This window comes from Nonomuraea sp. NPDC050202, from assembly GCF_040656115.1.
Taxonomy (GTDB): Bacteria; Actinomycetota; Actinomycetes; order Streptosporangiales; family Streptosporangiaceae; genus Nonomuraea.
The window spans coordinates 178,452-197,920 of record NZ_JBFALF010000014.1 but is presented as its reverse complement, the minus strand read 5'-3'; the positions used below and the strand labels follow the sequence as shown (position 1 = coordinate 197,920).

20 protein-coding genes and 1 tRNA gene are annotated in these 19,469 nt (G+C 72.2%); 11 read left to right on the top strand and 10 right to left on the bottom strand.

The features are described 5' to 3' along the window. The first annotated feature begins 128 nt into the window (after window positions 1-128). The gene (locus AB0I79_RS32340; RefSeq protein ID WP_080044299.1) at window positions 129-314 is read left to right on the top strand and encodes a DUF5703 family protein; all 186 of its coding nucleotides are present in this window, start codon (window positions 129-131) and stop codon (window positions 312-314) included. A gap of 118 nt (window positions 315-432) precedes the next feature. On the opposite strand, the gene AB0I79_RS32335 is transcribed toward AB0I79_RS32340, so the two are convergent. Beyond that, window positions 433-2,520 (bottom strand): chaplin family protein, encoded by a 2,088-nt coding sequence (locus tag AB0I79_RS32335; protein ID WP_357880976.1) that lies wholly within the window; start codon window positions 2,518-2,520, stop codon window positions 433-435. Window positions 2,521-2,837: 317 nt separating this feature from the next. Beyond that, window positions 2,838-3,398, bottom strand: coding sequence for a hypothetical protein (locus tag AB0I79_RS32330; protein WP_357880973.1), 561 nt, complete (start codon window positions 3,396-3,398; stop codon window positions 2,838-2,840). 399 nt (window positions 3,399-3,797) lie between these two features. Between AB0I79_RS32330 and AB0I79_RS32325 the strand changes: the two genes are divergently transcribed. After that, a tRNA-Leu gene (locus AB0I79_RS32325) sits at window positions 3,798-3,883 on the top strand. 199 nt (window positions 3,884-4,082) lie between these two features. Further along, a complete protein-coding gene (locus AB0I79_RS32320) occupies window positions 4,083-4,772 on the top strand; it encodes a response regulator transcription factor (protein ID WP_357880969.1) in 690 nt (229 codons plus the stop codon). A gap of 45 nt (window positions 4,773-4,817) precedes the next feature. On the opposite strand, the gene AB0I79_RS32315 is transcribed toward AB0I79_RS32320, so the two are convergent. Next, window positions 4,818-5,582 carry a hypothetical protein gene (locus tag AB0I79_RS32315; protein ID WP_357880966.1) on the bottom strand — a complete coding sequence of 255 codons (765 nt, stop codon included), beginning with the start codon at window positions 5,580-5,582 and terminating at the stop codon, window positions 4,818-4,820. A gap of 245 nt (window positions 5,583-5,827) precedes the next feature. Beyond that, window positions 5,828-7,006, bottom strand: a complete 1,179-nt coding sequence (locus AB0I79_RS32310; RefSeq protein ID WP_357880964.1) for a histidine kinase — start codon at window positions 7,004-7,006, stop codon at window positions 5,828-5,830. Window positions 7,007-7,444: 438 nt separating this feature from the next. On the opposite strand from AB0I79_RS32310, the gene AB0I79_RS32305 reads away from it, so the two are divergent. Both AB0I79_RS32305 and AB0I79_RS32300 read left to right on the top strand, forming a co-directional pair. Then, entirely contained in the window at window positions 7,445-7,798 is a 354-nt protein-coding gene (locus tag AB0I79_RS32305) for a hypothetical protein (RefSeq protein ID WP_357880961.1), read from the top strand. Next, window positions 7,782-8,417, top strand: coding sequence for an OmpA family protein (locus tag AB0I79_RS32300; protein ID WP_357880958.1), 636 nt, complete (start codon window positions 7,782-7,784; stop codon window positions 8,415-8,417). The genes AB0I79_RS32305 and AB0I79_RS32300 overlap by 17 nt, the downstream gene beginning before the upstream one ends. Before the next feature lie 55 nt (window positions 8,418-8,472). Here AB0I79_RS32300 and AB0I79_RS32295 read toward each other — a convergent pair whose 3' ends face one another. After that, a complete protein-coding gene (locus tag AB0I79_RS32295; RefSeq protein ID WP_357880955.1) occupies window positions 8,473-8,967 on the bottom strand; it encodes a MarR family transcriptional regulator in 495 nt (164 codons plus the stop codon). Window positions 8,968-9,000: 33 nt separating this feature from the next. Between AB0I79_RS32295 and AB0I79_RS32290 the strand changes: the two genes are divergently transcribed. Then, on the top strand, window positions 9,001-9,405 hold the full coding sequence (locus AB0I79_RS32290) for a hypothetical protein (protein ID WP_357880952.1): 405 nt from the start codon (window positions 9,001-9,003) through the stop codon (window positions 9,403-9,405). 181 nt (window positions 9,406-9,586) lie between these two features. Here AB0I79_RS32290 and AB0I79_RS32285 read toward each other — a convergent pair whose 3' ends face one another. The 5 genes from AB0I79_RS32285 to AB0I79_RS32265 form a co-directional block, all read right to left on the bottom strand. After that, window positions 9,587-9,829, bottom strand: coding sequence for a sigma factor-like helix-turn-helix DNA-binding protein (locus AB0I79_RS32285; protein WP_357880949.1), 243 nt, complete (start codon window positions 9,827-9,829; stop codon window positions 9,587-9,589). Between the two features lie 381 nt (window positions 9,830-10,210). Beyond that, complete coding sequence (locus AB0I79_RS32280) at window positions 10,211-11,071, bottom strand: NAD(P)H-binding protein (RefSeq protein WP_357880946.1); 861 nt, start codon at window positions 11,069-11,071, stop codon at window positions 10,211-10,213. Window positions 11,072-11,221: 150 nt separating this feature from the next. Further along, the gene (locus AB0I79_RS32275; RefSeq protein ID WP_357880944.1) at window positions 11,222-12,268 is read right to left on the bottom strand and encodes a haloalkane dehalogenase; all 1,047 of its coding nucleotides are present in this window, start codon (window positions 12,266-12,268) and stop codon (window positions 11,222-11,224) included. 132 nt (window positions 12,269-12,400) lie between these two features. After that, window positions 12,401-12,760 carry a hypothetical protein gene (locus AB0I79_RS32270; RefSeq protein ID WP_357880941.1) on the bottom strand — a complete coding sequence of 120 codons (360 nt, stop codon included), beginning with the start codon at window positions 12,758-12,760 and terminating at the stop codon, window positions 12,401-12,403. Between the two features lie 283 nt (window positions 12,761-13,043). After that, window positions 13,044-14,459: a GAF domain-containing SpoIIE family protein phosphatase gene (locus tag AB0I79_RS32265; RefSeq protein ID WP_357880937.1), complete on the bottom strand. Its 1,416-nt coding sequence runs from the start codon at window positions 14,457-14,459 to the stop codon at window positions 13,044-13,046. A gap of 141 nt (window positions 14,460-14,600) precedes the next feature. Between AB0I79_RS32265 and AB0I79_RS32260 the strand changes: the two genes are divergently transcribed. The 5 genes from AB0I79_RS32260 (at window position 14,601) to AB0I79_RS32240 (ending at window position 19,406) form a co-directional block, all read left to right on the top strand. Next, entirely contained in the window at window positions 14,601-15,767 is a 1,167-nt protein-coding gene (locus tag AB0I79_RS32260) for an acyl-CoA dehydrogenase family protein (RefSeq protein ID WP_357880934.1), read from the top strand. Continuing rightward, a complete protein-coding gene (locus tag AB0I79_RS32255; RefSeq protein WP_357880931.1) occupies window positions 15,768-16,112 on the top strand; it encodes a hypothetical protein in 345 nt (114 codons plus the stop codon). A 29-nt stretch (window positions 16,113-16,141) separates the two neighbouring features. Further along, window positions 16,142-16,930 carry an alpha/beta hydrolase gene (locus tag AB0I79_RS32250; RefSeq protein ID WP_357880928.1) on the top strand — a complete coding sequence of 263 codons (789 nt, stop codon included), beginning with the start codon at window positions 16,142-16,144 and terminating at the stop codon, window positions 16,928-16,930. Window positions 16,931-17,073: 143 nt separating this feature from the next. Beyond that, window positions 17,074-17,247 (top strand): hypothetical protein, encoded by a 174-nt coding sequence (locus tag AB0I79_RS32245; RefSeq protein WP_357880925.1) that lies wholly within the window; start codon window positions 17,074-17,076, stop codon window positions 17,245-17,247. Continuing rightward, a complete protein-coding gene (locus AB0I79_RS32240) occupies window positions 17,247-19,406 on the top strand; it encodes a peptidase domain-containing ABC transporter (protein ID WP_357881160.1) in 2,160 nt (719 codons plus the stop codon). Before AB0I79_RS32245 ends, AB0I79_RS32240 begins: the two co-directional genes overlap by 1 nt. The last annotated feature ends 63 nt before the right edge of the window (window positions 19,407-19,469 follow it).

Below are 19,469 nucleotides of genomic sequence, written 5' to 3'. Positions count from 1 at the left end.
AGGTAACCCGACTCGCGGAAATTTCCTTCCCCCGGGCTACCCACTCGCTTCCGGGTCCACCCACAAGCACGCAGAATAAGGCCCATCGAGCGGCATGGCGCCCTGACTCACCCTGGAGACTAATCGTTGTGCTCGACTACTCCTACATGGATATCTTCATTCCACGCGATCTCACTCGCGAAGCAGCACGTCAACTGCTCACCGAACACGCAGAGTACGGGCAGTGGGAGCTCGCGCGCGTCCGCGTGCACCCCGACGGCAGCCGTCACGTACGCCTGCGCAGGAAGATCATGCGAGTACGCAGCACCCTTTGAACCCGGACATGGCTTTGCCCGCCCCGGGCCGCGCCCCCGGAACGGGCAAAGCGTCTATGGCGGACTACTCACGGGCTGTGAGCGGTAGCCGCATCGTGTTACGTATGCGCTGAATTGCTTACTTCCGGCCGAACCGGAACCGGCGAGCCGTGGCGAACATCGTCGCCGAGGCGGCGAGCATCGAGCCGACCAGCAGCGCGAGCAGCGAGCTCGCGTTCATGCCGGTCACGCCCGCGGGCTGCTCGGCGCTCATCAGGCCGACGTCCGGAACGGGCAGGCTGCGGGTGGCCGAGGCCACGGCGCCGCCGGCCGGGGTGGAGGCGACCAGCGCGGTGGCCGGGGCCAGCGGGGAGGACGAGCGCGAGGAGGTGGCGCGGCCCTTGCCGTCGACCGGGGCGGACACCGCAGTGCGCTTCGGCTTCTCGGGGCTCAGGGGCAGGCCGGGCAGCTCGGGCAGGGCCGGGAGGCCGAGCGTCCTGGAGGCGTCCTCGACGACGGGGAGCTGTCCGGTGACGTTCCCCACACCCTCGACCTGCTTGGTGACCTCGGCCACGTTGCCGTAGCCCTCCACCTGCTTGGTGACGGTGCTCACGCCCGGGACCTGCTTGGTCAGCTCGGTCGCGCTGCCGAGCCCCTGGACCTGGTGGGTGACCCCGGCCACCTTGCCGCCGACCTCCTGGGCGCCGCCCAGCACCGGCAGGGAGGGCGTGATGGGCAGCATGCCGCCCTTAGCCGCCGCGACCTTGCTGTTGGCGCGGGCGAAGCGCTCGAACCCGTCGGGACGCCCGTGCCCTGGCCTGCCGACGTTCGAGCCACCGAGGCAGCCGGCGGCGGCGTCACCCAGGACGGCCGCGGCGTTGCCGCAGACGTTGATCGGCGCCGCGATCGGCGCGACGGCCTGGTTGCCGCTCAGCACCCCGCCGGCGCCCGAGGTACGGTTACCGCCCCCGCCGACGCCGTGGTGCGCCCAGACGCCCGCCCCGCCCCTGCAGCGGGCCTCGGACAGGCCGAGCACCGCGGCCGCGTTGCCGCAGACGTTGATCGGCGCCGCGATCGGCGCGACCGCCTGGTTGCCGCTCAGCACGCCACCGGCGCCCGACGTGCGGTTGCCGCCCGCGTTCCTGCCGGACTTCTGCACGGTGGCGCCGCCCTTGCACCCGGCGAACGCGTGGCCGAGCACGGCCGCGGCGTTGCCGCACACGTCGATCGGGGCGCTGACCGGGGCCACCGCCTGGTTGCCGCTCAGCACGCCGCCCGCGCCCGAGGTGCGGTTGCCGCCGGAGCCCGAGTGCTCGACCTTCGAGCCGCCCTTGCACCCGGCGGAGGCGTTCCCCACGGCGTTGCCGCAGACGTCGACCGGCAGGCTGATCGGGGCGACCACCTGGTTGCCGCTGCCGGCCCCGAACCGCCCGTCGGTGTCGTTGCCCGTCGAGCCCGCGGCCATGTGCCGGGTCTGGTAGCGCTGGCCCGGGCCGCCGTTGTTGGTGACGGTCGAGCCGCCGCGGCAGCCGGAGAAGGCCCGCCCGACCACCGCGATCGAGTTGCCGCAGATGTTGATCGGCGCGGAGATAGGCGCGACGACCTGGTTCCCGCCGAGCACACTGCCGTTGCCCGACGTACGGTTGCCGCCCGCGCCCCGCCCGGTGTTGTTGACGGTGGCGCCGCCGGTGCAGCCGGCCGTCGCGTCACCGAAGATCGCCAGCGCGTTGCCGCAGGCGTTGATCGGGGCCGAGATGGGCGCGGTGATCTGGTTGCCGCCGAGCACGCTGCCGTTGCCCGAGGTCCGGTTGCCGCCCGCGCCGCCCCTGCCCTGGGTGCGGACCGTGGCCCCGCCCTTGCAGCCCGCGTCGGACTTGCCGATCAGGGAGACGGCGTTGCCACAGGCGTTGACGGGGACGCTGATCGGCGCGTTCACCTGGTTGCCGCCGCCGACGGAGCCGTTGCCCGAGGTGTCGTTGGGGATGCCGGGACGGCTCTGGTCGACGACCTCGGCGCCGCCCTGGGAGGTGGCCTCCGACTTGCCGATCGCGGCGGCGGAGTTGCCGCTGATGTCGATCGGCACGGAGATCGGCAGGTCGACCTGGTTGCCGCCGCCGACGGACCCGTTGCCCGAGGTGTCGGCCAGCGCGGTGCCGCCGGCTCCGAACGACATGACGGCCACGGCCAGCAGGGCCGCGGGGCTCGATGCCTTCGCCCACGTACGCATGATGAATGCTCCTAGTGGTTCTTGGGGGGATTACCTGAACGGGTTCGCGGGCAGCCCGAGGGCACGCGTCGAGCACATGCACAGCGGGTCTCGGGATGCGCGAACCGGTGGAACGGGAACTGACGTGTTTCACCCGCGGGCGGAGGGATTCATGCCACACTCCGCCGCTCTACCGTGAAATTTCGGACTGCCGGGAACCAGGACCGTCGGCGCCTTGACTCTGAACTCCGGGCTTACTGAGGCGTCGCCTTCAGCGAGCGCTCCGGACCGTCGTCGCCCCGGCCGGCCTGATTCGAGCCGGCGTCCAGGTGCGGGGATCAGTCAGGTGAGAAGGAGGGGTCGTCCGCCGCTGTGCGGACGACGGGGGGAAGCAGGCGCGCCACGGGGGCACGGCCGGCCTGGAGCCGTGGGTCGAAACCGGACCTCACGGCATCCCCGGTCGCAGGGCCGAAGGGACCACTGCCGCCGCCGTTGGGCACCAGACCATCGGTGTCCAAGATCTTCCCGGCGGAGGAAGGTGCGGGCAGGCCAGGGTCCCGCTGACTGTTGAGACCGTCGACCGTACGCCCGGCCATGGCCTCGGCGTTGTCCGACGCCGAGACACGAACGGGAGCGGTGAGCCCGTGCTGCGCGGCCACGCTGCCGGCCGCCGGGGTCGCGTCGGAGCTCTCGGCCGCCCCTGTCGCCGCGGTGGAGTCCGCGGCCGCCGGAGCGGCGGTGAGCATGCCGAACACGAGAGCAAGCAGCCACCCGGCGGCCACCAGGGCGCCAATCGCGACTGCCCGCACGACGACCCGCCGGGCACCGGCCGCGAACCGCGCCATCCGGTCACCCAGCTCGGTGGTCGGGCCCGGAGCCGGGACAGCCTGGACAGTCACGCGCGGGCGGCACGCAGCACGGGCCATCGCCCTCAGCCACTGCACCGCCACGCGCGTCACATGCCCTCCCGAGCTCCAGAACCGGCCTCACGTCGTGAGGCCGGTCCGTGGACTCACCCCTCAACGGTCCGTAACCGTAGCAGCACTCAAGGTTGTCGCAAGGGCTTTTCACCTGAGTCCCAGGAATTCACCAACTCCCCCGCCCGCGAACCAACCCCAACCCCCACATCCCGCCGCACCGGCCCCCACGAGACCCCCATCCAAAGCCCTGGACCGCCCCATCCGTAGGCGATGAGACATCTCTCTGCCGGGGTACGGATTCTTGGTATGACGCACTCCTCAGAGTTTGCTAACCTTACTGAGCCGACGCGGGATGACGGTCTCGCGTGCAGGCACCAAGTCCGGGTGGCGGAATAGGCAGACGCGCTAGCTTGAGGTGCTAGTGCCCAGTGATGGGCATGGGGGTTCAAGTCCCCCCTCGGACACGCACTGTGGTACATGCTGGGCCTCGCTTCGACTGTGACAACCCTCTCCGAGGGGTCATGGACGAGGTGGAGGCCCATCTGTTTGCAGGGGTTGTTCCTGCCGGTCGAAGCGCCCTTCTCAAGGATCTCCAGGAACTGCGTTACGCACGCCGCCCCGGCTCGATCCGCGCGCGGCGCCTGGCCGGCCATAGGGTTGATCGTGATCGAACAGCTCACGAAAGGCCGGCAGCCGATGCGGGTGATGGTCGCCGACGACTCTCTGCTGTTTCGCGAAGGGCTGGCGCGGCTCCTCACCGAACGCGGGTTTCAGGTCACGGGTCAGGCCGGTGACGCCGGGTGGCTGGCCAGCCTCGTGCGTCAGGACCCGCCCGACGTGGTCGTGGTCGACGTCCGCATGCCGCCCACGTACACGGCCGAGGGCCTCAGCGTGGCGCGGGAGCTGCGCGACGCCTATCCCGGCCTTGGCGTGCTCATCCTGTCGCAGTACGTCGAGACGCACTACGCCGGTCAGCTCTTCGAAGAGGCCGGGTCCGGCGGCGGAGGGGGCGCGGGGTATCTGCTCAAGGATCGGGTCAACCGGTTGGACGACCTGGAGCGTGGCGTTCGGCACGTCGGTGCGGGCGGCCTGGTCCTCGATCCGGCGGTGGTCGACCGGCTGCTGCGGCGCCGGCGTACGCGAAATCCGCTCGACGAGCTGACCGACCGTGAGCGCCAGGTGCTCGGCCTGATGGCCGAGGGCCGTACGAACGCGGCCATCGCCAAGGCCATGAGTGTCACCGTCAAGACGGTCGAGGCGCATGTGCGCAACATCTTCGACCGGCTCCACCTGGCGCTCACGGAGGACGACAACCGCAGGGTCCTCGCGGTCCTCGCGTACCTGCAGCGCTGATCCCTTCTTCGACCCGCGAGACGGTCAGGCCGGGCCGGGGATCGGTCAGGGGAGCTGCGTCCTGGCGGTGGGCAGGAGTACCTGTCCCGTGACGAACTCGGTCCACAGGCCGAAGCGGAGTTCGTCGCCCGTTCTCGCGGTGGTCTCGGCGAAGCCGATGGTGCGGCCGTGGTGCCGGCGGGTGGCACCGAAGGAGAGCTGGAAACGGGTGGTGCCCACACGCTCCTGCGGCGGGACGGACGTGGGCGGCACGATCTCGTCCAGCGCCCATCGGTAGCCCTTCCGGTACGGGGATGAGACCCGTTCCAGCGTCTGCTCAAGGATCACGCCTGAAGCGGGCATCACCACCAGCACTCCGGGTGACCGCCCGATCCGCGTGTTGAAGGCGTGCACCTCCTGCGGCTCCCCGCTGGGGAACTCGCCACGGCCGCCGCCGATCCGCGACCCGGCCGGGCACGCCTGCACCCCCTGCCGCTCGATCACGGCCCGGGCACAGGTGGGGAACGCCTCGGGGTTGAAGCTCACCGAGCGGTCGAACAGGAACACGAACCGCCGCGGCCCGGCCGGGACGTCGCCCGTCTCGGCCCGGCTCCGCCGGTCGAAGGCGATCGTCACGCTCCGGCCCGCCCCGCGGGTCGCCGTCACCGACAGCGAGTCGATGTTGTCCGTGGCCTCGACGTCGGGCTCGTACGCCCGCTGCGGCCCGCCAGGGGCGGGGTCCGGCGGGACGGCATCGGCGACCGCGGCCGGAGCGAGCACGCTCAGGGAGGCGAACGCGGCGACTGCGGTCAGAACGGTCTTCACCCTCATGGAACCTCCAGATGTGGAACGGCAACAGGCGGTCACGCATGGCACACCGGACCGGGGCCAGATGCTTGCCCACGACCGCCGGCGCGGTCCGGCGAGATCATGCTTGCGGGCGTGCGGGGCGTTAACCAGAGGGTTAACCCTGTGTCCCGGCGCTGGAGCCGTCCGCGGGCATGCTCCGGCTGTGCGGCGGAGCGGCGGGGTCGTGGCAGGCGCAGGGCCTCGCGCAGCGGTACGGGGCACCGGCGTCACGGCCGGTCAGTGACGGGCAGGCTCGCCACCACACGGGTGCCCGCACCGGCGGGGCTGTGCACGTGCACGTGACCGCCGATCGCCGCGGCCCGGTCGGCGAGCCCACGCAGGCCGCTGCCCGACGGGTCCGCGTTGCCGGCACCGTCGTCGCTCACGCTCAGGGACAGCCGGTCGCCCTCGTCACGGAGCCGGACGACGACCTGTGAGGCCCGGGCGTGTTTGGCGGCATTGGCGATGGCCTCGGAGACGAGGAAATAGGCCGTCTCCTCGACGCGGGGGTGCAGCCGGCGCGCGGGCAGCTCCGCCAGGACGACGGGCAGGGCTGCGCGTTCGGCCAGCGATCTCAGCGCGGGCCCGAGGCCGGCACCCGCCAGGATCGCCGGGTAGACGCCGCGGGCCAGCTCGCGCAGCTCGTCGAGGGCCGCGTCCAGCTCCAGCATCGCCCGGTTCAGCGCCGCCCCGGCTTCCGGCGGTCCGGCCAGGCGCGTGCGGGCGAGGCTGAGTGACATGCCGACGTTCACCAGGCGCTGTTGCGCGCCGTCGTGCAGGTCGCGCTCGAGGCTGCGGCGCCCGGCGTCCATGGCCTCGACCACCTTGCCCCTGGCGTCCTTGACCTCGCCGTGCAGGTGCTCGTTCTCCGCGAGCAGCCCGCGTACCCGCGTGTTGCCGGCGCATATCACCCGGGCCAGAACCTCGATCGGCCAGGCCACCAGCGCCGCCAGGAGCAGCCCGAGGCCGGGCAAGGGCAGGAAGATCTCCATCTCGGTCACCTCGCCGGCCAGCCGGCCGAGGAGGCTGATGAGCAGCCCCGCCACCGTGAAGGGGAAGCCGGGCCACGAGGCGAAGACCACGTAGGCGAAGATCACGAACAGGATCCCTGGTGCCAGCTCGCCGATCCCCGCCAGGACAGGGTGGTCGAGGTAGCGTAATCCGGGCGTGAACCAGGCGAACCCGATCGCGACCGTCCGCCGCCCCAGCGCGCTCACGGGCCGCTGCGACCAGACGATCAGTCCCATGACGATGTAGACCGATGCCGCCCACAAGGGTCCGGTCGCCCCGGCCAGGTCCCAGAGCGGCGCGGCATGCGGGTCGTCCAGCCAGCCGGTGCCGGCGACGTACCCGACGCCGGCGACCACGGCGAGCGCCACGATGCCGTACCTCGTCCTGAACCCCACGAACCCTCCTTCGAGACGGTCGCGCCGATCGGCACCCATGACATCAACCGTCACCGCAAAAGGAGGTAAAGGCCGCCGTCCGGTCGGGCGAGATGTAGGGATAACCCCATGGCCGGCGTCATGGCGGGCCGGGACGATGTCTTCCTCCAGGCGCGCACGAGGTGAAAGGCGATGAGGAGTTTCCCGATGACAAGGCACGTCGCAGCTCTGGCCGGGGTTCCGGCTCTCGTGATGGCCCTGACGGCCTGCGGTATGACAGGCGGGCCCAGCGGCGGCGGGGAGCGTCAGGACGGCGCTCGGGTGGCGAACCCCACGGGCGATTCCGCGGCCGAGCCGAGCCCGTCCCCGTCACCCGCAACGGCCACCACCACGCCGGCTGCATCGCCCTCGGCTCCTGCCCCGATCGCGTCCCAGCGATTCGACCTCGGTGGACGTGACATGACCGTGGCCATCACCCAGCTCCAGCGGGAGGGGAGGATGACCACGCTGAACTTCACCATCACCAACGAGGGCGGGCCCTCGTGGCGCGTCGGCAACGACCTGGGCGAAGGGGCGACCGACTACACGGTCGGCGGGCTGTCCCTGGTGGACGCCGGCAACGCCAAGCGGTACCGGCCCGGCCGTACCGGCCGCTTCACCTGCCTGTGCTCCACGACCAGCGGCAGCGTGGTCATCGAGGAGGGCGAGAGCCTGCCCTTCTACGCGACGTTCGCCGCGCCGCCCCCGGACGTCACCAAGGTTCACGTCGAGGTCCCCAACTTCGGGATCATGAGCGATGTCCCGATCACCTGAGCCGGTGGCGGCCGCTCCGGCGGCCCTAGTCGCCGAGGCCCGGGCGGTGACCTCAGCGGCGCGCCGGCGGCTGGCTCTGACCCTCGGGACAGCGTCGATGCTGCTGTTCGGCACGTATACCCCTGCCTCCGCCGCCGCTCGGGCCGATGACGTCTTTCCCGTGGAGGACATCCGGCACCCCGTCGAGAACGTCCGGCTCACCGTGGAGTCCCTGGACGCCTCCGAGAGCGAGACCCGCGACGACAGGACCGTCACCGTCACCTTGACCAGCGACGTGCTCTTCGCCTTCGACAAGTGGGAGGTGACCGGGGCAGCCAGGGCTCGCCTGGCGAGGATCGCGGAAGGCATCAGGGCCGATGCGCCCGACGGCGCCATCGAGATCGCCGGGCATACCGACGACCAGGGCTCGGAGGCCTACAATCGCCGCCTGTCCCAGCGTCGCGCCGAAGCCGTGCGCGGCGTCCTCGCCGAGTTGCTCTCCGGGCGGTCCGTGACGCTGGAGGCCGCCGGGTACGGCGAAACCAGGCCCCGGGTGCCCAACCTGGTCGACAACCGGCCCAGCGCCAAGAACCGGGCGCTCAACCGGCGCGTCGAGATCGTCTACGACGCGAGCCGATGACCGATGGCCCTTTGCGTCCTCGCCTGCCGGGCACACTGCTCCACCAGGTGCCCGGTCAGCCGGTGGTTTCCGGGGCGGCTGACAGCCGCCGCGCGTGCACGCGATTCACCTCGGCCAACCGGCCGAGCAAGCCGACGAAGTCACGCAGCTCAGCAGAGGGGACGTCGTCCAGCACGGCGACGGCGTCCGCGTGGACCCGCTCCCAGGTGGCTGCGCGGAGCTCCGCGTGGCCGTCCGAGAGGCGGATGACCTGGGACCGGCGATCGGTGGTGCTCTGTCGCCGCACGGCGTACCCCGCGCCCACCAGCCGGTCGACGACTTTGGTGATGGCGGCCGGGCTGAGGTTGCTCAGCATCGCCAGGCGCTGCGCGGGTTGCTCGCCCTCGCGATGCAGGATCTCCAGGCAACGCAGGTCGTTGTGGTTGAGGCCGTATCGGCCGGCTACCGACTCCAGCAGGGCGCCGTGTGTGGCGTGCAGCTCTCGGATCGCGTTCAACGTCTCTGCCACGTCCTCACGGAGGGTCGCGTCCGGCTCTGCGACATCGGCCATGTCTATCACTTTCCATCGTGTACTTTTTACGACGTGAAGTATCTTATCGCATACGGAAGATGGCCGGCCGTCGCCACGGCGCTGTACTCCCTGTGGGGGCTGCTGCACCTGGGGCTGGGAGCGGCCATGGTCACGGCGGGCATGTCGAGCGGGCCGCCCGCGGACGAGGCCGCCGCCGAGAGCCTGATGTTCTTCGTGTGTGCCGCCGTCTTCGGAGTCCAGGCCATCGTGATCGCTCTCACGATGAACCGTCTCAACAGCCGCCGCGGCCACTGGCTCAACCTGGTCACACTCGGCGTCGTCGACGCGGCGTTCCTGGCTCTGATGGTCGGGCCCGGTCACGTCGATCCGGCGGGTGGGCTGTCCGGGCCGGTGATCTGGTTGCTCGCCGCCATCGCCTCCACGGTCGCGCAGCGCCGCGAACCCGTGTCCACCTGACCTGCGGCCCCCTGCCGCTGCGGGGGGCACCTTCGGCGCCGTCGTCCCCTCACCCGGGATCTTGCTGGGAGAGTGTGGCCGGCTTGTCGGGGTTGCCGACCACGTACACGTCCCGTACCCGCTCGTCCGCGGCGTCGAGATCGAGCACCATCACCGCGAACGGCGCCGTCCCGCGCGAAGATCACCACCGAGGGGTCGCCTGCTGGGTGCGCCGGTCGATACGGGCGCGCGGGTGCCCGGCCCGGACGTGCTCGCGCGCCCGGTGCGCGAGCTGCCGGATCGCGGCCGGGCCGCGCTCCAGCATGGCGGCGATCTCCGGGTGCTGGTAGGCGAAGACCTCGTGCAGGACGAAGACCGCCCGCTCCAGCGGCGTGAGCGTCTCCAGCACGACCAGCACGGCGATCGAGACGGACTCCGCGCGCACGGCGGGCTCGCTCGCGGCCGGCCCGGTGATCAACCTCGGGCAGACAGGGGCCGCGGTATGCCTCCTTGCTCTGGCGGGCCAGCGCCTGGTTGACCGCGACGCGCACCAGGTGGGCGCGCAGGTTGCCGGCCGTGCCCAGGTCGCGGCCCGCCCACGACAGCCGGGTCTCCCGCAGCGCGTCCTCGGTGTCGCTGACGGTGCCGAGCATGTTGTAGACGATCGGGAACAACTCGCGGTGGTCGGCGAACGCCTTGGCGGAGTCGGCCGCGGGGAGGTCGTCCATCTCGCGTTCAGCGCCTCAGGTCCAGGACGCGGGCGGGACCGAGGGCCAGGGTGGCCTGACCAGCGCGGTGACCACGTGCGCGATGGGCGTCGGGCGGCTCACTCGGCCCCGAACGCGGCCAGGTGGTCGGCCACCCAGTCGGCGTAGGTCCGTGCCGGGCGGCCGAGGATCTTGTCCACCTCGCCGGTCACGGGAGGCTGGTCGTGCTCGAGGTAGTGCGCGTAACGAGCCATCAGGGCGCGTGCCCAGGGCTCGGGCAGGCCGTTCTCGACGAGGTGCGCGGCGACGGCCTGCGGCGGGAGTTCCTCGAAGCGCAGCGGCCGGCCGAGCGCGGCGGCGATCACGGCCACCATCTCCTCGTGCGACAGCGACTGCGGGCCCGTGAGCTGCAGCTTCCGGCCGGCCAGCTCGTCGGTGAGCAGCGCGCGGGCCGCCACCTCGGCCAGGTCCCGCTCGTCCAGCACGGGCTCGCGGAAGCGGGCGTGCACGTAGCGGACGACGTCGCCGGCGCGGATCTGGGCGCCCCACGCCAGCGCGGAGTTGCCGGCGAAGCTGCCCGCGCGCAGGCTGGTCCAGGTCAGGCCGCTGGCCATGGCCGCCTTCTCCGCCTCCTTGTTGCGGTCGCCGCGCCAGCGGGAGGGTTGCAGCTCGTACGGGTCGTCGATGTTGATCGCCGACAGCGCCACCACCTTGCGGACCCCCTGCTCGGCGGCGACCGACAGCAGCTCGCCGGCGGAGTCGCCGAAGGTGCGCGGATGCAGGAAGAGGGCTTCGGCGCCGTCGAAGCAGGCGGGCATCGTGCCGGGCAGGGACGGGTCGCCCGTGACGAGTTCCACCCCGTCCGGCAGGCCGGATGGTTGCGTCGAACGGCTCACGGCGCGGACGCGGGCGCCTTCGGCGAGCAGTCGTGCAATGAGGAGACGCCCGAGGGGGCCGGTCGCCCCGGTTACGACGATCATGGGTTGTTCGCTTTCGTGTGGTGGCCGCGCCGGTTGGGCGCAGCAGTTCGATGACGGGGCCATCGGGTCGAGGCCGCCGTTCAGGACGGTGGTGTGGGCGAAGCCTGGCCGCGCGCGGGGCGGCCGTGGTCCTTTCCGCGGGGCCCGGGGTCAGGCCGGCGTCGCGGGCCGGAGCCGGCCGGCGTGCTCGTCCGCCGGGCGGGCGGATGGGCTCGCGGGCCGGGGCCGGCCGGCATGCTCGTCCGCCGGGTGGGCGGACGGGCTCGTCGACCGGATGAACTGCTCGACGATGGCCGCGAGCGCCGGTCCCGCGTCCTCCTGGAGGAAGTGGCCCGCGCCGGTGATGGTGGGGTGGGCCAGGCGGCGGGCGCCAGGGATGCGCCCGCTGAGCGCGGTGTGGTCACCGCGGGTGACGTGGTCCTGGTCGCTGAACGCGCACAGGAACGGCAGCTCCAGCGTCTCCAGCACGTCCCAGGCCGCCCGCAGCGCCGGCGTGTACGCGTCCTGCGGCGAGATCGGGATGAGCAGCGGGAACTGCCGGACGCCCGTCACGTACGGCTCGTCCGGATAGGGCGCGTCGTAGGCGGCCAGCACCTCCGGCCCCAGCTCGGTGGCGGTCATCTCCTGCACGATCGCCGACGGCAGGAACGGGTGGGTGCGCTGGCTGGACTGCAGCCAGGCGGCCATCATCGGCCAGCCCGGCCCGAGATCCTCGTCGCCGGTGCTCAGCCCGGTGTTGGTGGCCACCACGCGGCGGAACCGTTCCGGATGGGCGGCCAGCAGGGGCAGGCCCAGCGCGCCTCCCCAGTCGTGGCAGACCATGGTCACCTCGCGCAGGTCCAGCCGGTCCAGCACGGCCTCTCGCAGCCACCCCAGATGCCGGTCATAGGTATAGAGGTGGCGGTCGGCGAGCTTGTCGGACCTGCCGAACCCGATCAGGTCGACGGCCACGCACCGGTGCCCGGCCTGGACGAGCGGCGGGATGACGTGCCGGTACAGGTAGCTCCACGACGGGTTGCCGTGCAGCAGCAGGACGGTCTCTCCCGAGGGGTGTTCCGGCCGCTCGTCCAGGTGGTGCATCCGCAGCCGGCCGCCGTCGACGGCCACGTAGTGCGGCTCGAACGGGTAGTCCGGCAGGTTCGCGAAGCGCGACTCCGGGGTGCGCAGCACCCGGATGTCCTGTTCTGTCGTGGTCATGCCTCATGAGAGGGGACCACGGCAGCGAAGTGTGACGTCCCGGCGGCCCTGGTGTGACACAGGTCTCAGAACCGCCGACGACGTCACACCGATCGGCTCGGCTTGTGAACGTGGGATCGGAGCCCACACCGTTCAGGAGAACAGCTTGACGGTCTCGGTCACCTCGTCCGCCTTGACGCACTGCCCGTGCGGATTGACGTCGCCGAATTCCTGGACGTCCTGGCAGTTCCAGGTGGATCCGCCAACCTTGACCACGGTCGGCACCTCGCCGTCGGAGGTCGCCGCCTGCCGGATGTACGCCGAACCGACGCCCATCGCGGTGTTGCAGGCGGTGTTCTGGTCGTCGGTGCTGGTCGCCGTCACGCCCAGCCCGATGTTGCCGCATTCGTACTCCCGCGCGGGCTCCGGGACCGGGGCTGCGGCTGCGGACGTGGCGGTGGTGGCGAAGGCGGCTGCCATCACCACGGCGATGACGGGCTGCATGGTGATCATGGGAGTTCCTCTCCGGCGTCTGTTTCCGGATCTCCCTTCCAGGTTCACCGGATCCGCAGTGGTGAAGGGCCATGACCGGGGCAAGGGCACGCATGGAACCGTTGGCAGAGGCGCGGGAGCCGGAGATCCAAACCTGTGCTCCCCCCTGGTTCCCGGGCACCTTGTCCCCGAGCTCTTCCCGGTCGGAAGAGCTCCCTGCGCCAAGGGGAGGGCGCGGGATCGGCATAGGGCAGGACGGCCCGGGCCCGCAAGGTGCCATGCGCACTCGGTCGGCCACGGAGAGTCAGCGCTGATGCTGCTGTACGTTCGTTGCCGGCGGCATGGCGGCGGCCCCGGTGACGTGCTTGGTCTCAGGCTCCGGGGCCGCTCCGCCCGGCCCGGCGAGGCGCAGGGCGAGCAGGGCGACGTCGTCGGTGAAGCGGTCGCCCCGGCGGCGGGACAGGAGCTGGTCGCACATCTCCTCCAGCGGGAGCCGGCGCAGGCCGGAGGCATGGCGGGCCAGGTCGTCCAGACCTTCGTCGAGGCTGTGCGCGGGGCTCTCGACGAGCCCGTCGGTATACATGAGCAGGGTCGATCCGGCGGGGATCAGCTGGGCGTGGTCGGGGCGGGGAAGAGCCGGGGTGACGCCCAGGGGGTGGCCGCTGTCGGCCGGCAGGTAGCGGGCGGGGCCGTCGGCGGGGACGAGAAGCGGGGGCGGGTGGCCGGCGCTGCTCCAGCACAACCGCCAGGCGGAGCCGGAGTGCTGCTCCAGGCGGGCCAGCAGCACCGTGGCCATCGGACCGCCGTGCAGGTCGTGCAGCACCTCGTCCAGCCGCCGAAGGATGTGCGAGGGCGGCTCGCACTGCTCGTAGGCGAGCACCCGCAGCATGTTGCTGATCCGGCTCATGATGGTGGCCGCCTTCAGGTCGTGTCCCATCACGTCGCCGACCATGAGGCAGGGGACGCCGTCGGGCAGGACGATCGCGTCGTACCAGTCGCCGCCGATCCGGGGCAGGGAGCTGGAGGGACGGTAGCGGGCGCAGGCTTGCAAGCCGCCCACATCGGGCAGGTCGGGCAGGTCGGGGAGCAGGCTGCGCTGGAAGTCCTCGGTGCTGCGGCGGAGGCGTTCGTACAGGCGGGCGTTCTCGATGGCGACGCTGGCCGCGCTCGCCAGGGCCGCGATGATCCGCTCGTCGTCGCCGGTGAACGGCCCTCCCGAGCGCTTGTCCGCGAAGTACATGTTGCCGTAGACGGTGCCGCGCACCAGGAGCGGCATGCCCAGCAGGGACCGCATCACCGGGTGGCCGGCGGGGTACTCGCGGAACTGCGGATGGGTCCGCACGTCGTCCACGCGCATCGGCCGGGGGTGGGCCACCAGCTCCCCCAGCAGGCCGTGGGTGGTCGGCATGCGGCCGATGGCGGCGTACACCTCCTCCGAGACCCCGCACGTGAACAGGTCGGCGAACTCGCCCTCCTCGTTCAGCACGCCGAGAGCGCCGTACCGGGCCTCCACCAGGTCGGCCGAGACCTCCACGATGGTGCGCAGCACCGCGTTCAGCTCCAGCTCGGAGCTGATCGCCAGGACGGCCTCCAGCAGGCGCTTCATCCGGTCGTGCAGGTCGCGGATCTGCGCGAGGCTCTCCTGCAGCCGCTGCAGGTCCTCGGCTCCCAGCCGCCCCAGATACCCCTCGAACGCGCCGTCCCCCGGCTCCCCTCCCATCTGACCCCCCGAGATCTCTCGCCTGCCTCATGCCCCACGGCCGTCCGCGTGACACCTGCCGCCCACGGCACTGGACATCGCGCCCGTGACGTGATCTGACGGAGAGAGAGCGCCGACGATCACGAACAGGAGCACCTGGACATGAGCGACACGCCGCGACTGCACAGAGCCGGCTCGACCCTGCTGGAGCGGGCCCGCGACCTGCGCACGTTGATCGAGAGCGAGGCGGACCAGGCCGAGGCCGCGGGGAGGCTGACCACCCCCGTCGTGGACGCGCTGCACGAGGCGGGCCTCTTCGGCATCTGGGTGCCGGTGCCGCTCGGGGGCGCCGAGCTGTCCCCCGGAGAGCTGCTCGACGTCTTCGAGGAGCTGACGTACGCCGACCCCTCGACGGGCTGGGTCGTCATGGCCACCACCCTGGAGAACGGCACGGCCGGCGCCTACCTGGGCGACGACGCGGTGGAACGGGTCTTCAAGGGGCCGCGGATGCCGCTGATCGCGGGCCAGGGCACCCGGCCGGGCGTCGCCGTCCCCGAGAACGGCGGGTTCCGCCTCACCGGGCAGTGGAGCTTCGCCTCGGGCATGTACCACGCGCAGTACGCCCACAGCGCCGCCGCCGTCGAGGGCACCGGCGAGGTCCGGATCTTCATCAGCCCGATGGAGGACGTCAAGATGCTCGGCAACTGGGACGTCCTGGGCCTGCGTGCCACGGGCAGCATCGACTACACCATCGACGGGGCCTTCGTGCCGCAGTCGCAGTCCCACGACTTCAGCACGACCGAGCCGCTGCGCGGCGGCGCGATCTTCCGGCTCGGGCTGCTCGATCAGGCGCTGATCTGCCACTCGGGGTGGGCGCTCGGCATCGGACGGCGGCTGCTGGACGAGCTGGCCCGGTACGCGGGCGCGCGGAGCGGGCGGCCCGGCCAGCTCGCCGGCAGCGACGCCTTCCACGCCGACTTCGCCCGCGCCGAGGCGAGGTTCCGCGCGGCCTCGGCGCTGATCCGGGAGACCTGGGACGACGTGGAGCGCACGCTGGACGGGGGCGGGCGGCTCGGCGTGCGGCAGGAGACGATGGTGCGGCTCGCGCTCAACCACATCACCTCGACGATCGCCGGGGTGGCCGGGTTCGTCTACGCGTCCGGTGGCACCACGTCGCTGCGCGACGGGCTGATCCAGCGGCTGTTCAGGGACGCCCAGGCGGGCACCGCGCACATTCTCTCCGGGCCGCAGGTGCTCCAGGAGTGCGGCAGGGAGCTGGCGGGGCTGGCTCAGGGCCAGTCGTGGGTGGTGCTCGGACTGGAGGGGTGAGTGCGGCACCTCGGCGTGCTCAAGGGGGCCGGGCTCGTCACCGAGCGCCGTGACGGCAACCGCATCCTCTACTCGCTGGTCGAAGAGCGGCCGGCGAGCTGTGTCGGGCGGTTCCTCAGCGCCGTGTGCCCGGAGCAGATCGTGCCGCGCCACACCAGGTGGCGCTTTCCCGGGCGGGAGCGCGGTGCTGGACTGTGCGCTCGTGATCCGCGAGGCCCCGGCGGTGTGGCGGCCGCTGCCCGCCATGGCGGCGTCCTGAGCGGGCCCGGCGGGGTGGCGGCCGCTGCCCGCCATGGCGGCGTCCTGAGCGATGAGTTCTCGCGGCGGGGGCGGTCCAACCTCTGACAGACGTAATCGGAGGAAGGAAGGCCGCCATGACGACGACCGCCACCCACATCCTGCGGCGCCCGGGCGTGCGGCTGCGTTACGAGGTACGCGGCTCGGGACCGCTGCTGGTGGTGACCGGCGCGCCGATGGCGGCGGCGGAGTTCGCGCCGCTGGCCGAGGCGCTGGCGGCCGATCACACGGTCGTCACGCACGATCCTCGCGGCATGTCCGGCAGCGTGCTGGACGACCCGGCGGAGGACTCCACGCCGGAGCTGCGGGCCGACGACCTCGCGGCCATCCTCGACGACCTCGGGGCCGAGTCGGCCGACGTCTTCGGCAGCAGCGGCGGCGCGGTGACGGGGCTGGCGCTGGTCGCGCGGCACCCCGGGCGGGTGCGTACGCTCGTGGCGCACGAGCCGCCCTGCGTCGAGCTGCTGCCGGACGCCGCCGAGCAGCGCGCCGCGGTGGACGACATGATCGAGACCTTCCACCGCGACGGCCTGTGGGCGGCCTTCGCCAAGTTCATGGGGAACGCGGGGTTCGAGGAGGGCGCGGACGCCGGGCCGCCCCCGTCGGAGCAGGTCGTCGCCGACGGCTCCCGGTTCTTCGCGCACGAGCTGCGCGGCACCACCCGTTACGTGCCCGACGTCGCCGCGTTGCGGAACGGGCGGGTCGTCGTGGGGGTCGGGGCGGAGTCGGGGCAGATCGTGACGTACCGGACCTCGGTGGCGCTGGCCGAGCGGATCGGCACGACGCCGGTGGAGTTCCCCGGGGACCACGGCGGGTTCATGGCGCACCCGGGAGAGTTCGCGGACGTGCTGCGCAAGGTTCTGTAGGGGCCGCCGGCGTCCGGTGGCGCTGCCCGAACCTGATCGGCCGATCGGCTGGGCCGCGGCCGAAGCGGCGGTCGCGGGCCTGCTTCAGGTCGTTGCTGTGGGTCCCAAGTGACTTCCAAGCGCCCGTCCCTAGGTTTCCTGGCATGAGGCTGAGCTACCGGGAGGAGGCGCTGCGCGAGCGGGCGCGGGGGCGTGCCCCCGTGCGGATGCCGCTGGTCGTCAGCGGGCCGTCGTTCCTCGTCCTGTGGATCGCGGTGGCGATCGTCGTGACGGCCGGGATCGGCGTGACCGCGCTGGCCCTGGGAGCCGTGGGGTGATGCGCCTGCTGATGCGCCTGCTGATGCGCCGTGTCCCCGTCGTGCTGCAGAACACCGAGACCGAGTGCGGCGCGGCGTGCCTGACCATGGTGCTGGGACACCACGGGCACCGCACCACTCTGCACCAGGTCTCCGACCGGCTCCAGATCGGCAGGGACGGGCTGAGCGCGAAGGCGATCGTGGACGGCGCCCGCGAGCACGGGCTCCAGGCGCGGGCCTTCTCGCTGGCGCCGGAGGACCTGGCGCGGGTGCCGCTGCCGGCCGTGGCGCACTGGGAGTTCAGCCACTTCGTGGTGGTCGAGCGCTGGTCGCCCGACCGGGTGGACGTCGTGGACCCCGGGCAGGGGCGGCGCAGGCTGACCCCCGAGGAGTTCGGGGCCGGGTTCACCGGCGTGCTGCTGGTCTTCCAGCCGGGCGAGGGGTTCCGGCGCGGCTCGTCGTCGATGGCGGGGGCGTGGCGGCGGGAGTTCGCGCGCACGCTGTTCAGGCGGCGCCGAGGGCTGCTGGCGCAGATCGTGGCCGCCTCGCTGCTGCTGCAACTGCTCGGGCTGGCGCTGCCGTTCTTCTCCGAACTGCTGGTCGACACGATCGTCCCGGCGCGGGCGGCGGAGGTGCTGTCGCTGCTCGGGCCGGCGATCGTGCTGGCGGGGGCGGCGCAGTTCGTGATCGGGTACCTGCGGGCGGCGCTGCTGGTCGCGGTGCGGGCCAGGGCCGACCAGGAGCTCACCGAGAGCGTGGTGGGGCATCTGGTGGCGCTGCCGTACGGGTACTTCACCCGGCGGGCCAAGGGCGATCTGGTGACGCGGGCGGCGGGCGTGTCCACGCTGGGCGACATCCTGACCGGGCAGGTCGTCGCGGCGCTGCTGGACGGGCCGCTGGCCGTGGGCTACCTGGTGCTGGTCTACTTCTGGGACCCGGTCTTCGGGCTGGCGCTGAGCGGCGTGGCCGTACTGCAGACGGTGCTGCTGCTGGCCACCACGAGCCGGATCGCCACGCTCACCCATCAGGAGCTGGCCGCGCTGTCGGCGTCGCAGAACAGCCTGATCCAGACGATCACCGGGATCGAGACGCTGAAGGCGTCGGGGGCCGAGCGGCGGGCCGTGGACCAGTGGGCGGGACACTTCGCCCGGCAGCTCGACGCCGACGTGCGGGCCGGGCTCACCAGGGGGCTGCTGGAGGCGGCGCTGTCGGCGATCCGCGTGACGGCGCCGCTGGGCCTGCTGTGGCTGGGCGCCTGGCGGGTGCTGGACGGGCAGCTCACGCTCGGCACGCTGATCGCGCTGAACGCGGTCGCGCTCGGCGCGCTCACCCCGCTCGGCTCGCTGTTGACGGGCCTGCAGAGCCTGCAGCAGGCCGGAGCGCACTTCGACCGCCTGTCGGACATTCTGGCCTCGGAGCCTGAGCCGAGCGACGGCATCGAGGTGCTGCGGCTGCGCGGCGCTGTCGAGCTGCGCGACGTGAGCTTCCGCCACGACCCCCGCGGCCCCTGGACGGTGCGGGACGTCTCCGTCGCCATCCGGCCCGGGCAGAAGGTGGCGCTGGTGGGCGCGTCAGGGTCCGGCAAGAGCACGCTGGCCAGGCTGCTGCTCGCGCTGCACAGCCCCGTCGAGGGCGAGATCCGGTACGACGGCGTCCCCGCCGCCGAGCTGAACCTGCGTACGCTGCGCCGCCAGTTCGGCGTGGTCATCCAGGACCCGTCGCTGTTCAGCGGCTCGATCAGGGAGAACATCGCGCTGAACGACCCCGGCGCCGCCATGGACCGGGTGGTCGCGGCGGCCCGGCTGGCGGCGCTGCACGACGAGATCGCCGCCATGCCCATGGGGTACGAGACCATGCTGACCGACGGCGGCGGCCTGTCGGGCGGGCAGCGGCAGCGGCTGGCCCTGGCCCGCGCCGTGCTGTCACGCCCGAAGATCCTGCTGCTCGACGAGGCCACCAGCAACCTGGACAGCGCCACCGAGGCCGTCATCGAGGCCAACCTCGGCACGCTCGCGCAGACCAGGATCGTGATCGCGCACCGGCTGAGCACGGTCAGGGACGCGGACCTGATCCTGGTGATCGACGGCGGCCGGGTCGTGCAGCGCGGCACCCACGACGAGCTGATCGCGTCGCGCGGCAAGTACGCCGAGCTGGTGGCCGCGCAGGCGGCGCTGACCTGACCCGCCACAGCATGCCGGGGCACCCGCGCCGCCCTGACGCCGCCGCTGCCAGCGGCGCCTCTG